The 13,229-nt window shown below is 66.1% G+C and carries 11 protein-coding genes and 1 pseudogene; 7 read left to right on the top strand and 5 right to left on the bottom strand.

Going from position 1 to position 13,229, the window contains the following annotated elements; translation table 11 throughout:
* Positions 1 to 66: 66 nt before the first annotated feature.
* The 6 genes and pseudogenes from radA (at position 67) to ACUXVA_RS19355 (ending at position 7,630) form a co-directional block, all read left to right on the top strand.
* Positions 67 to 1,531, top strand: a pseudogene (radA, locus tag ACUXVA_RS19380) (DNA repair protein RadA).
* 207 nt (positions 1,532 to 1,738) lie between these two features.
* On the top strand, positions 1,739 to 2,374 hold the full coding sequence (locus ACUXVA_RS19375) for a CvpA family protein (RefSeq protein WP_445487573.1): 636 nt from the start codon (positions 1,739 to 1,741) through the stop codon (positions 2,372 to 2,374).
* Between the two features lie 37 nt (positions 2,375 to 2,411).
* Positions 2,412 to 3,923 (top strand): amidophosphoribosyltransferase, encoded by a 1,512-nt coding sequence (gene purF, locus ACUXVA_RS19370; protein WP_445487571.1) that lies wholly within the window; start codon positions 2,412 to 2,414, stop codon positions 3,921 to 3,923.
* Positions 3,924 to 4,114: 191 nt separating this feature from the next.
* Positions 4,115 to 4,855 carry an SDR family NAD(P)-dependent oxidoreductase gene (locus ACUXVA_RS19365; protein ID WP_445487569.1) on the top strand — a complete coding sequence of 247 codons (741 nt, stop codon included), beginning with the start codon at positions 4,115 to 4,117 and terminating at the stop codon, positions 4,853 to 4,855.
* Positions 4,856 to 5,064: 209 nt separating this feature from the next.
* Positions 5,065 to 6,180 (top strand): hypothetical protein, encoded by a 1,116-nt coding sequence (locus tag ACUXVA_RS19360; protein WP_265083748.1) that lies wholly within the window; start codon positions 5,065 to 5,067, stop codon positions 6,178 to 6,180.
* Positions 6,181 to 6,403: 223 nt separating this feature from the next.
* A complete protein-coding gene (locus tag ACUXVA_RS19355; protein ID WP_445487567.1) occupies positions 6,404 to 7,630 on the top strand; it encodes an ABC transporter substrate-binding protein in 1,227 nt (408 codons plus the stop codon).
* Between the two features lie 98 nt (positions 7,631 to 7,728).
* On the opposite strand, the gene der is transcribed toward ACUXVA_RS19355, so the two are convergent.
* From der to ACUXVA_RS19330, 5 genes are all read right to left on the bottom strand, one after another.
* Positions 7,729 to 9,120: a ribosome biogenesis GTPase Der gene (gene der, locus ACUXVA_RS19350; protein WP_445487565.1), complete on the bottom strand. Its 1,392-nt coding sequence runs from the start codon at positions 9,118 to 9,120 to the stop codon at positions 7,729 to 7,731.
* A gap of 62 nt (positions 9,121 to 9,182) precedes the next feature.
* Positions 9,183 to 9,710 (bottom strand): hypothetical protein, encoded by a 528-nt coding sequence (locus tag ACUXVA_RS19345; RefSeq protein ID WP_265078852.1) that lies wholly within the window; start codon positions 9,708 to 9,710, stop codon positions 9,183 to 9,185.
* A 44-nt stretch (positions 9,711 to 9,754) separates the two neighbouring features.
* Positions 9,755 to 10,408: a tetratricopeptide repeat protein gene (locus ACUXVA_RS19340; RefSeq protein ID WP_445487563.1), complete on the bottom strand. Its 654-nt coding sequence runs from the start codon at positions 10,406 to 10,408 to the stop codon at positions 9,755 to 9,757.
* A gap of 159 nt (positions 10,409 to 10,567) precedes the next feature.
* The gene (gene panB, locus ACUXVA_RS19335; protein ID WP_265078854.1) at positions 10,568 to 11,416 is read right to left on the bottom strand and encodes a 3-methyl-2-oxobutanoate hydroxymethyltransferase; all 849 of its coding nucleotides are present in this window, start codon (positions 11,414 to 11,416) and stop codon (positions 10,568 to 10,570) included.
* Between the two features lie 5 nt (positions 11,417 to 11,421).
* On the bottom strand, positions 11,422 to 12,006 hold the full coding sequence (locus tag ACUXVA_RS19330) for an NnrU family protein (RefSeq protein WP_445487561.1): 585 nt from the start codon (positions 12,004 to 12,006) through the stop codon (positions 11,422 to 11,424).
* A gap of 131 nt (positions 12,007 to 12,137) precedes the next feature.
* Between ACUXVA_RS19330 and ACUXVA_RS19325 the strand changes: the two genes are divergently transcribed.
* Positions 12,138 to 13,133, top strand: coding sequence for a Bug family tripartite tricarboxylate transporter substrate binding protein (locus ACUXVA_RS19325; protein WP_265078856.1), 996 nt, complete (start codon positions 12,138 to 12,140; stop codon positions 13,131 to 13,133).
* The last annotated feature ends 96 nt before the right edge of the window (positions 13,134 to 13,229 follow it).

Genomic DNA, 13,229 nt, shown 5'->3' with positions numbered 1-13,229 from the left:
GAACAAACCGAAAACGGCCGGATTTGGCCACGCTCGCATCAACGCTCCTCCCGACAGCGGCACGCCATGGCCAAGAACGTCCTCTCCTTCGTCTGCCAGAACTGCGGCGCGGCCTATAACCGCTGGCAGGGCAAATGCGAATCCTGCGGCGAGTGGAACACTTTGGTCGAGGAAGACACCACCGGTGCCACCACCATGCCGGTGTCGATCCGCTCCAAGCGACGCGGCCGGCTGTTCAATCTGGAAAGCCTGACCGGCAAGAGCGAGGATGCCCCGCGCATCGCGTCGGGCATGGGCGAGCTCGACCGCGTCACCGGAGGGGGCTTCGTGCGCGGCTCGGTGCTGCTGATCGGCGGCGATCCCGGCATCGGCAAGTCGACGCTACTCACACAAGCGACCTCGCTGATGGCCCGCGCCGGCCACCGCGTGGTCTACATCTCCGGCGAAGAAGCGGTGGCCCAGGTGCGGCTGCGCGCAGCCCGGCTCGGCCTCGCCGACGCCGCGGTGCAGCCTGGCCTCGGAGACCTCCGTCGAGGACATCGTCGCCACTTTGTCGGAAGGCGCCACGCCGCGGCTGATCGTGATCGATTCGATCCAGACCATGTGGACCGACACCGTGGAATCGGCGCCGGGAACGGTGACCCAGGTGCGCGCCTCGGCGCAGGCGCTGATCCGTTTTGCCAAGAAAAGTGGCGCCACCATCATCCTGGTCGGCCACGTCACCAAGGACGGACAGATCGCCGGCCCGCGCGTGGTCGAGCACATGGTCGATGCGGTGATGTCGTTCGAGGGCGAGGGCTCGCAGCAGTTCCGCATTCTGCGCGCGGTGAAGAACCGGTTCGGACCGACCGACGAGATCGGCGTGTTCGAGATGACCGGGCTCGGCCTGCGCGAGGTCTCAAATCCCTCCGAGCTGTTCCTGTCCGGCCGCGATCTCGGCAGCCCGGGCACGGCGGTGTTCGCCGGCATGGAGGGCACCCGCCCGGTGCTGGTGGAACTGCAGGCGCTGGTGGCGCCGACCACATTAGGCACGCCGCGCCGAGCCGTGGTCGGCTGGGATTCCAGCCGGCTGTCCATGGTGCTGGCGGTGCTGGAGGCGCATTGCGGCGTGAAACTCTCCGGCTACGACGTCTATTTCAACGTCGCGGGCGGCCTGCGCATCCAGGAACCGGCGGCCGATCTCGCCGCCGCCGCGGCGCTGGTGTCGTCGCTGGCCAATGCGCCACTGCCGCCGGATGCGGTGTATTTTGGCGAGGTCTCGCTGTCCGGCGCGGTGCGCCCGGTGGCGCAAACCTCGGCGCGGCTGAAGGAAGCCGCGAAACTCGGCTTCGGCCGCGCGGTGCTGCCCGAATCGGCGCGCGGCGAGCCGATGGGCGATGCCGGGCTGGTGCTCAACACCATGGGCGGGCTGACTAGCCTGGTGGCCGATATCGCCGCCCGCGGTTCGCCGCGCGCCAAGGTGGACAACAGCAAAAGCACAGACGCGGAGAAAAATACCGCACCGGCCCGATTCAAGCGCGACAACGGCTGAAGCGGCGTGACGGACGGGGCCAGCGCCGCTATACCCTGCTCAACGCACCGGCCACTGACACACTCCATTAAGCCATCGGAACAATGATGGGATGACGGGGCCGTTAGCTGTTTTCCGGCCTTGCCGGACGTGCCATATGACCGTCACGCTGACCGGTAGATTCTCGCCGATTCGCGATTTTGACCACCGAGCGGACCTGACCAGCCGATGCCAATAACGATTCTCGACCTTGTCCTGCTCGGGGTAATGCTGATCTCCGGCCTGCTCGCGATGGTCCGCGGGTTCATGCGCGAGATTCTCTCCATCGCCGCCTGGGGCGCCGCCGCGCTGGTCACGCTCTACGCTTTCCCGAAGATGCTGCCCGCTGCCAAGGGCTATATCGCCAACGACACCATCGCCACCGTCGCGGTGATTGCCGGCCTGTTCATCGGTACGCTGATCGTCGTCTCGATCGTCACGGTGCGGATCTCCGACATGATCCTGGATTCGCGCATCGGCGCGCTCGACCGCACCCTCGGTTTCCTGTTCGGCCTCGCCCGCGGCATGCTGATCGTGGTGGTGGCGTTCCTGTTCTTCAGCTGGCTGGTTCCCGACAAGCAGCGCCCGGACTGGGTCACGGGGGCCAAGTCGCTGACCGTGCTGAAATCCACCGGCGATTGGCTGATGGCACTCTTGCCGGATGACCCCGAGAACACCATCTTGAAGAAGTTCAAGAAAAACAAGCCCGATGAGGAACAGACTGACACCGAGCCGGCGGCCCCCGCCGGCGCGGGCGATGGCTATTCCAAACCTGCTCGCGACAGCCTGAAAAAGCTGATCGATGGCAAACCTGCGAAACAGTAGTACCCGGTTTCTTGCGACCAGAGAGGCGATGACCCCCATGCAAAGCCCTTCCCACGACGCTGCAAAACCGGACCTCGAACCAGACCACCACCACAACCTGCGCGACAGCGATGTTGACGGCGACATGCTGCGCGAGAAGTGCGGTGTGTTCGGCATCTTCGGGCACCCAGACGCCGCCGCCATCACCGCGCTCGGGCTACACGCCCTGCAGCACCGCGGCCAGGAAGCCGCCGGCATCGTCTCCTACGACAACGGCCGATTTCACAGCGAGCGCCGCCTCGGCCTGGTCGGCGACACCTTCTCCCGCCGCGAAGTGATCGAGCGCCTGCCCGGCACCGCCGCCGTCGGCCACACCCGCTACTCGACCACCGGCGAAACGATCCTTCGCAACGTGCAGCCGCTGTTCGCCGAGCTCAATGCCGGTGGCTTTGCAGTGGCCCACAACGGCAACCTCACCAACGGCCTGACCCTGCGCCGCGAACTGGTGCGCAACGGCGCCATGATGCAATCGACCACCGACACCGAGGTGATCCTGCATCTCGTCGCGCATTCCAAGCGCAACCGCTTCATCGACCGTTACATCGAGGCGCTGCGCGCCATCGAGGGCGCCTATGCGCTGGTCTCGCTTACCAACAAGAAACTGGTCGGTTCACGCGATCCGTTCGGCATCCGCCCGCTGGTGCTGGGCGAACTCGACGGCTCGCCGATCCTGGCTTCGGAAACCTGCGCGCTCGATATCATCGGCGCCAAGTACATCCGCGACATCGAGCCCGGCGAAGTCATCGTGTTCGACAAGAAGGGCGTACAGAGCCACAAGCCGTTTGCGCCGGTGCCGCCGCGCCCGTGCATCTTCGAATACATCTATTTCGCGCGACCGGATTCGGTGGTCGGCGGCCGTTCGGTCTACGACGTGCGCAAGGCGATGGGCGAGCAGCTCGCCCGCGAAACCCATGTGGAAGCCGATGTGGTGGTGCCGGTGCCGGATTCCGGCGTGCCGGCTGCAATCGGCTACAGCCGCGCCTCCGGTGTACCGTTCGAACTCGGCATCATCAGAAACCACTATGTCGGCCGCACCTTCATCCAGCCGACCCAGAGCGTGCGCGAACTGGGCGTGCGCATGAAGCATTCGGCCAACCGCGCCGCCATCGAGGGCAAGCGCATCGTGCTGATCGACGACAGCCTGGTACGCGGCACAACGTCGAAGAAGATCGTCAAGATGATGCGTGACGCCGGCGCGAAGGAAGTCCACTTCCGCATCGCCTCGCCGCCGATCACCCATCCCGACTATTACGGCATCGATACGCCCGACCGGAACGGCCTGCTCGCCGCCACCCACTCGCTCGAGCAGATGCGCGAACTGATCGGCGCCGACTCGCTGGCCTTCGTCTCGGTCGACGGCATCTACCGCGCCATGGGCGAGCCGGGCCGCGATCCTGCCCATCCGAAATTCAGCGACCACTGCTTCACCGGCGACTACCCCACCCCGCTCACCGACATGAGCGAGATCGAGGCGCCGCGCCGGCTGTCGCTGCTCGCCGAAGCGAGCTGAGGCCCTTACCTCGCCCCGCTCTTGCGGGGAGAGGTCGACGTTTCGCGCGAAGCGCGACACGTCGGGTGAGGGGCGCTTCCGCAGGGTTTATTCCTCGGCGCCATTGTGCAATAGCAGCCCCTCACCCGGCCGCGCTGACGCGCGGCCCCCTCTCCCCGCAAGTGCGGGGCGAGGGAAGATCGAGCCGCATCATGCCCCTTCCTCTCGCCTCCCGTATTGCCCTCGTCACCGGCGCCTCGCGCGGTATCGGCTTTGCCACCGCCGTCGCCCTGGCCAAAGCTGGCGCCCATATCGTCGCGGTGGCCCGCACCCAGGGCGGCCTCGAAGAACTCGACGATACCATTCGTGCGGAAGGCGGCAGCGCCACTTTGGTGCCGCTCAACGTCACCGATTCCGACGGCATTGCCCGGCTCGGCGCCGCGCTCAACGAGCGCCATGGCAAACTCGATATCCTCGTCGGCAATGCTGGCGTGGCAGGCACGTCCTCGCCGCTCGGCCATACCGAACTGAAACGATGGACCGACAGCATGGCGGTCAACGTCACCGCCAACTTCCAGCCGATCCGCTGCATGGAGCCGCTGCTTAAAATGTCCGATGCCGGCCGCGCGGTGTTCATCACCTCCGGCGCCTCCAGTATCGCGCCGGCCTATCTCGGCCCCTACGCGGCCTCCAAGGCCGCCCTCGACGCGCTGGCGCGCGTCTGGGCCGCCGAGACCGCCACCACCGCCATCCGCGTCAACCTGTTCAGCCCCGGCCCGGTCCGCACCCGCATGCGCGCCACCGTGTTTCCCGGCGAGGATCCGGCGACATTGCCGACATCGGACCAGGTCGCGGAATTCATCGTGCCGATGTGCATGGCCTCGTGGAGCGAAACGGGAAAGCTGTACGACTACAAGTCGCGCAGGGTGATGGATTTTCATCCGCCGGCGTAGGCTCACCATAGTCGTCGCCCGGCTTGACCGGGCGACCCAGTAAACACTGACCTGTGTGTACTGGATCACCCGCTTTCGCGGGTGGTGACACCTGCGTGTGCGGTATGCGCACCGCAGCGCAAGATTGACTTCACGCCACGTCGGTACTTCACTCCCTGCCAAGCGGGATAACCCGCATCGAAAAATCGGGGAGGCTGCCCATGAGGCAGATGTCGAGGCGCGGCTGTTTGCTCGCAGCGATCGGCGGCACCGCCATCGCATGGCTCGCCATCGTCGGCACCGCCTGGGCCGCCGATATCCCGCGCTTCGAGGTAGAGGCAGCCTGGCCGAAGCCGCTTCCCAACAACTGGATCCTCGGCCAGGTCGGCGGCATCACCGTGGACGCGCAGGGCCATATCTGGGTGATCCACCGGCCGCGTTCGCTGACCGACGACGAGAAAGGCGCGGCGCTCACCCCGCCGCGGTCGAAGTGCTGCGTGTCGGCGCCGCCGGTGCTGGAATTCGATACCGACGGCAACCTGCTGCGGTCGTGGGGTGGCCCGGGTGCAGGCTATGAATGGGTTGGCCGCGAGCACGGCATCGAGGTCGACGAGAAAGGCTTCGTCTGGGTCGGCGGCAATGCTGACAACGATAATGCGATCCTGAAGTTCACCCTCGACGGCAAGTTCGTGATGCAGATCGGATCGATCGCGCCGAGCAAGGGCAGCAATGACACGACTCAACTAGGCAAGCCCGCAGAGACCGCGATCGACAAGGACGCCAACGAGATCTATGTCGCCGACGGCTATGGCAACCGCCGCGTCATCGTGTTCGACGCCACCAGCGGCGCCTACAAGCGGCACTGGGGCGCCTATGGCAACAAGCCCAACGACGACAAGCAGGCCGCCTACGATCCGGCGGCACCGGCGTCGCAGCAATTCGCCAATCCCGTGCATTGCGTGAAGATCGCCAATGACGGCCTCGTCTATGTCTGCGACCGCATCAACAACCGCATCCAGGTGTTCAAGAAGGACGGCAGCTTCGTGAAGGAGTGGTTCTTCGAGAAGAACACGCTGGGCAACGGCGCGGTGTGGGATCTGGCGATCTGGCCCGACCCGAAGCAGACATGGCTGCTGTCGGCCGACGGCGAGAACAATGAGGTCCGCGTGCTCGACCGCGCCGATGGCAAGGTGGTCGGCAGCTTCGGCCGCAATGGCCGCAACGCCGGCCAGTTTCACTGGATTCACGCCATGGCGGTCGACGCCAAAGGCAACGTCTATACCGCCGAGGTCGACACCGGCAAACGCATCCAGAAATTCCGGTTGGTGTCCGACGCCCTGAAGTAGGCCGCATCCCGGGACGACAACGGCCAGGAGCGGTCAGGAGCGGTCACGATGCCGCCGGTCCGACTCCATTAGCCTAACGAAGCAATGGCCGGCTGCCGTGCAACTGCTATGCTCGATGGGTCACCGGCGCCGAAGACGCCGGGACGGGACAAACGCCAACCAACCGGTGCAGCATCCAGCCGCCCAAGACGGTACGACTGCGCCACCAATCGAGGGGAAACTCATGAGAATTGCTATCTCAGGTCGCGCAGCCGTGGCTGTCGCGGTCGCCGGTCTGGCATGGTCCGCGCAGGCCCAGGCCCAGGACAAAACGGTCAAGATCGGCGTGCTCAACGACATGTCGAGCCTGTATGCCGATATCGGCGGCCCCAACTCGGTGATTGCCGCCAAGATGGCGGTCGAGGATTCCGGCCTGCTGAAGAAGGGCTGGAAGATCGACGTGCTCAGCGGCGATCACCAGAACAAGCCCGACGTCGGGGTCAACATCGCGCGGCAGTGGATCGATGTCGACAAGCTCGATGCGGTGGTCGATACGCCGAACTCCGGCGTCGCCCTCGCGGTCAGCAATCTGGTGAAAGAGAAGAACTCGATCCTGATCAATTCCGGCGGCGCCAGCGCCGACCTGACCGGCAAGGCCTGCACGCCGAACACCATCTCGGTGACCTATGACACCTACATGCTGGCGCATGGCACCGGCAACGCGCTGACCAAGGCCGGCGGCAACACCTGGTTCTTCCTCACCGCGGACTATGCATTCGGCGCAGCGCTGGAGCGCGACACCTCGGCCGTGGTGACGGCCGACGGCGGCAAGGTGGTCGGCGGCGTCAAGCACCCGATCAATACCTCGGACTTCTCCTCGTTCCTGCTGCAGGCACAGGCGTCGAAAGCCAAGGTGGTCGGCCTCGCCAATGCCGGCGGCGACACCACTAACGCGATCAAGCAGGCCTCTGAATTCGGCATCGTCTCCGGCGGCCAGAAGCTCGCGGCGCTGCTGCTGTTCATCAACGACGTGCATTCGCTGGGGCTGAAGACCGCCCAGGGTCTGTCGTTCACGGAGTCCTTCTATTGGGACATGAACGACAACACCCGGGCGTGGTCGAAGCGTTTTTCGGCACAGACCAAGACCGGCTCGATGCCGTCGATGACGGTGGCCGGCCTGTATTCGGGCATCCTGCATTACCTGAAGACGCTCGAGGCGATGGGCGGCAATCCGCATGACGGCGCCAAGGTGGTGGCCAAGATGAAGGAACTGCCGACCGACGACCTGCTGTTCGGCAAGAGCACGATCCGCGCCGACGGCCGCAAGATGCTCACGGCCTATCTCTTCGAGGTGAAGAAGCCCGAGGAATCCAAGTATCCGTGGGACTATTACAAGACCATCGCCACCATCTCGCCCGAGGACGCCGCACGGCCGCTGTCGCAAAGCGAGTGTCCGCTGATCAAGAAGTAACTGCCGCTGGACCGAGCGGAGCAGTTGCGAAAACGGCGCGCTCGATGAGCGCGCCGTTTTCGTATTCGCAGATCCTGTACGGCGACAGCGCGCCCGCGTTACCGCGTCGGACGCTTGCGCTTGTGAGCGAAAGGATTGGCCTTCTCGCGCAGCATGATGCGGATCGGCGTGCCCGGCAGGTCGAAGAACGTGCGCATCGAGTTGACGAGATAGCGCAGGTAGGATTCCGGCACCGCGTCGGCGCGCGAGCAGAACACGATGAAGCTCGGCGGTCGCGCCTTGGCCTGGGTCACGTAGTTGAGTTTCAGGCGGCGCCCCGACACCGCCGGCGGCGGATTGTTGTCGACGGCCTGCTCGAACCAGCGGTTCAGCGACGCCGTCGGCACGCGCCTGTTCCATACCGCGTAGGAGTCCTCGATCGCCTTCATCAATTTATCGATGCCCTCGCCCATCAGGCCGGACACCGCGACGATCGGCACGCCCTTGACCTGCGGCAGCAGGTGATCGACGTCGGTGCGGAGGTCGTTGACCAGATTGGCCTTGCCGCTCATCAGGTCCCATTTGTTGACAGCGATCACCAGCGCGCGGCCCTCGCGCTCGATCAGGCTGGCGATGCGCAGGTCCTGCTCCTCAAACTTGCTCTGCGATTCCATCATCAGCACGACGACTTCGGCAAAGCGGATGGCGCGCAGCGCGTCGGCCACGGAGAGCTTCTCCAGCTTCTCCTCGATGCGCGAGCGGCGGCGCAGGCCGGCCGTGTCGAAGAAGCGGAATTCGCGGCCCTTGAAGTTGAGCTCGACGGAAATCGAATCCCGAGTGGTACCGGCTTCGTCCGAGGTCAGCAACCGCTCCTCGCCGAGCAGATGGTTGATCATGGTCGACTTGCCGGCATTGGGCCGGCCGACGATGGCGACACGGATCGGCCGCTTGGCGATGTCCTCCTCGGACTCGATGATGTCGTCGTCGTCGTCGAAATCCTCGACGTCGACCGGCGGCTCGGGCATCAGGTCGCGCAGCGCGTCGTAGAGATCGCTGAGGCCCTCGCCGTGCTCGGCGGAAATCTGGATCGGATCGCCGAGGCCGAGCGCATAGGATTCCATGGCGCCGACCGCGCCGTGCTTGCCCTCGCTCTTGTTGGCCACCAGCACCACCGGCTTGTCGGCGCGGCGGGCGAAATCGGCGAAGGCGCGGTCGTTGGGCGTCAGACCGGCGCGGGCATCGATGACGAACAGCAGCGCGTCGGCCAGACCGATGGCGGTCTCGGTCTGCTCCTGCATCCGCGCGGTCAGCGAGCCCTTCGGGCCCTCGTCGAGGCCGGCGGTGTCGATCAGGGTGAATTCGAGGTCGCCGAGCTTGCCGGCCCCCTCGCGGCGGTCGCGGGTGACCCCGGGGGTGTCATCGACGAGCGCGAGCTTCTGCCCGACCAGACGGTTGAACAGCGTGGATTTGCCGACATTGGGTCGGCCGATAATGGCAATGGTGAAAGACATGGCTGTTCCGTGCGCCCTTTAAGCAGCGCATGTCAATGAGAGCGGCCCTTTGGGCCGCGTTCTCAGCGCGTAAAGGTGCCCGAAGGCACCGGTGCCGGGAATGGCGTGGTGGCGGGCTCAGCCGCCGGCGGCGCGGACGAATTGTCGGCCGGCGGTGCGGTGGTACGGCGACGTACGATCTTCTTGCCCTTGGGCGCGGGCGGCGCGCCGGACGTATCCTCGGTCGGCGCGGCATCGGGATCGGCAGGTGCAGCCTCGGGCGCCGGGGCGCTGCTGCGGACGGCACCGACATTGACCCGGCCCTTGGGCTTGCCACGCGGCTTCGGCTCTTCAACAGGCGGCGCCACGGCGTTCTGCTGCTGCAACTCGCGCTCGACGTTTTCCTTGTAGAGCTCCTTCGGCACGCCCTGCTGCAGGCCAGGCACGCCTTCGGGGAATACCGGCTTGCGATCGCCCGGCAGCTTCTTCTTGGTGTCGAGGAAGTCGAGCAAATCCGATGGATCCCATCCGCCCATGCTGCCGCAGCCGGCCAGCGCGCTGGACAGCGCAATCAGGACGGCGGCGGTTACGAGGCGTTGCGAAATGCGCATGGGGTTGTCTCACTCAACTCTGGATCTCGAAGGCGGCGGCCGGCTCAGCTTTTGGCCGACGGCGGCAGCAGCGCCTGCAGCGCTTCGGCGCGGGTCCGCAGGCTGGCCGGGGTCTCCGCATCGTTGGCGATGACGTCGAGCCACTTGCGGGTCGCGGTGGTGTCGTTGACGCGCCACGCGGACAGCGCCAGCAGTTCGCGCGCCGAATGGCGATAGGTCCCGGTCGGCGCTGCCGCGGCCTCAAGCCGCGCCAGCATGGCGTCATAAGGGGTGGTTTCCAGCAACAGGCCGGCGGCGCGAATCCGCGCCAGGTCCTGCTCGGCGGCTCCGACGCCGCGATCGGCGGCAATGTCGTCATACAGCTTCACCGCGGCCTGCGGATCGCGCGACACGGCCTCGGCGGCGGCACGCAGCCGCGCCAGGGTGCGATAGCCCGCCGGCGCCTCGGTGGCGAGCTTGGCGAAGGCGGCTTCGGCCTCGGCGTGCTTGCTCTGCTCGGACAGGTCCGCGGCGCGGTCGAAGGCGGCGCCGGCCTCGGCGGCCTTCTTGGCCTCGAGATAGGAATAGCCGCGCCAGCCGCCGACTCCGGCAATGATCAGAATCGCCGCGGCGATCACCACGATCGAATATTTGTCCCACAGCTTCTTGAGCTGCTCGCGACGCAAGTCTTCGTCGACTTCATTAAATAATTCAGACACTTAAGAGATCCCGTCCCCGATTGACCGCGCCCAACCCCGGCGGCGCCGGGCATCACATCCCCGGCATGGCGGCGGCGATACCCTAGCGATATGGCGACCACAAGGCAAAACCAGCGCGATCAAGGTGTTACCACAGCATCCTTAACGCCGCGAACCCGCTCACGCCTTCGGCTTGGCGCCGTAGACATGCTCCGGCCCCGGAAACGCCCGCGACCGCACGTCGGTGGCGTAGCCTTCGATGGCGGCCTCGATCATCGGCCCGAGATTGCCATAGCGCTTGACGAATTTTGGCACCCGCGCGGACAGGCCGAGCATGTCCTCCAGCACCAGTACCTGGCCGTCGCAGGCCGCGGAGGCGCCGATGCCGATGGTCGGGATCGCGATGCTCTCGGTAATCTTGCGCGCCAGCGGCTCGGCCACCGCCTCGATCACCACCGAGAACGCGCCCGCATCGGCCACCGCGCGGGCGTCGGCCTGGATCGGGCCGACCGTGTTGTCACCTTGCGCCAGCGCCTCGGACTCGGCGCGGCCCTGCGAGCGGAACGAGCCGAGTGCATTGATCGACTGCGGCGTCAGACCGATATGCGCCATGACAGGAATGCCGCGCTCGGTGAGGAAGGCGATGGTCTCCGCCATCCGCACCCCGCCCTCGAGCTTCACCGCGCCGCAGTGCGTCTCCTTGAGAATGCGCGCGGCGGAATGGAACGCCTGCTCCTTCGAGGCCTCATAGGATCCGAACGGCATGTCGACGACCACCAGCGCCTGCTGCGAGCCGCGCATCACCGCATGGCCCTGCAGGATCATCATCTCCAGCGTGACGGGAATGGTGGTCTCGAAGCCGTGCATGACATTGCCGAGGCTGTCGCCGACCAGGATGACGTCGCAATAGCGATCGACCAGCGACGCCGTATGCGCGTGATACGAGGTCAGCATCACGATCGGTTCGCCGTTCTTGCGCGCGAAGATATCAGGCGCGGTCTTGCGCTTGATGGCAGACTGAATGGACATTTTTATCAGGCTCCGAACACCGGCACGCCGATCACGACCGGATGAAATGCAAAACCAAGCGCCAGATAGGCGACGATGCCCACCGCGACGGCAAGCACATCGTTGAGCGGGCCGCCCACGGGGATCCGCGGGCCGCCGCCGTCGGTGCGGCGCTTCAGCGAGATGCGGTCGAACACCGCCCAGGCCAGGAACGAGCCGAACAGGATGATCGAGCCGAGATCGCCATTGGCGAGCAGATGCGCCAGCGCCCACAGCTTGACGCCGGCCAGCATCGGATGTTTCAGCGTGGTGTAGATGCGGCCGCGCAGATAGGCCGCCGCCACCATGATCACCGCCGGCAGCATCAGGCCGACCGCGATGTGGCGCATCGCCTTGGGCGGCGTCCAGACGTCGATCCAGCCGGTGGCGCGGTAGCTGGCAAAGCCCCAGATGATCAGCGCCAAGCCGACGGCCGCCACCAGCGCATAACCGAGCTTGTACAGGCTCTCGCCGAAACGGGCGATCGGCTGCGTGCGCAGCGTCCGCCGGGTCGAGACGACGTGAATGCCGAAAAATAGCACCAAGCCGAGGATCATGACGCTCAGTCCCACCGCATCCTCCTGTCGATGCAGACGGTTGCCCGCCGCGAAAATCCCACTATGGTCCCGGCCATCGCCGGCAGGCCGGCGCCATGGCGCCCGCTGAAGCGGCTCCGGGTATAACTCTTTTGGGGATGCGCGCAATGCTGCGAAACGACACCAGGGCATGCCGGCTGCTGCTGGCGCTGACGCTGCTGCTGGCCCTGACGCAGGCGGTGCAGGCGCAGACCCCGGCGGAGGTGTGGCCGCCGAAGCTGGTGAAGATCATCGTGCCGTTCGGCCCCGGCGCCTCGCCTGACATCATCGGCCGGGTGCTCGCCGACAGTCTTCAGGCCCGCCATCCCGGCACGACCTTCGTGATCGAGAACAAGCCCGGCGCCTCCGGCAATATCGGCACCGACGCCATCGCCAAGGCCGTGCCCGACGGCGGCACCATCGGCATCTCGCTGGGCGGCCCGCTGGCCATCAACACCCTGCTGTTCGCCAAGCTGCCCTACAATCCCGATACCGATATCGCGCCGATCACCATGCTGACGCAGCTGCCGAGCGTGCTGGCGGTGCCGACCAGCCTCGGCGTCAACACCGTGGCCGAGCTGCTCGCCAAGGCGAAGGCCGAAAGCAAGGGTCTCGCCTATGGCTCGATCGGCGTCGGCACGCTGTCGCAACTGTGCATGGAGGCGATCGCGCAGAGGGCCGGCGTGCGCATGGTGCACATCCCCTACCCCTCGTCGCCGGCGGCGACCACCGCGCTGATCCGCGGCGACGTCCAGGTCGGCTGCCTGCCGGCACCCGGCGTCACGCCGCAGCTCTCCTCCGGCGCAGTGAAGATCCTCGCAGTGTCCACTGCGAAACGCTCACCCTTCCTGCCGGATGTGCCGACCCTGACCGAGAGCGGCATCGACGTGCAGTCCGACGCCTGGAACGGCCTTGTCGGCCCCGGCGGCCTGTCGAAGGAGATCGTCGCAAAGATCAATGCCGAGGTGGTGCAGTCGCTGGGCGAGCCGGCAGTGATCGAGAAGCTCAAGGTGCAGCTCATCACCCCGGTGCCGTCGACCCCCGACGAGCTGCGCCGGCGCATGGCCGCCGAGAAGGCGCTGTGGGCGGACGTGATCAAGGCGGCGAATATCCGGATCGAGTAGTTCACTTTTCATCAGCAACGCGCCGGCGGCAGTGACGTCCCTCCCCCCGCGTCTTCCGCGGTGGGGAGGGTCGGCCGAACGAAGCGATGCGCAGCA

Source organism: Rhodopseudomonas sp. RCAM05734, from assembly GCF_052658035.1.
The sequence above is the reverse complement of the archived record's forward strand: the minus strand, read 5'-3'. Positions and strand labels throughout refer to the sequence as shown.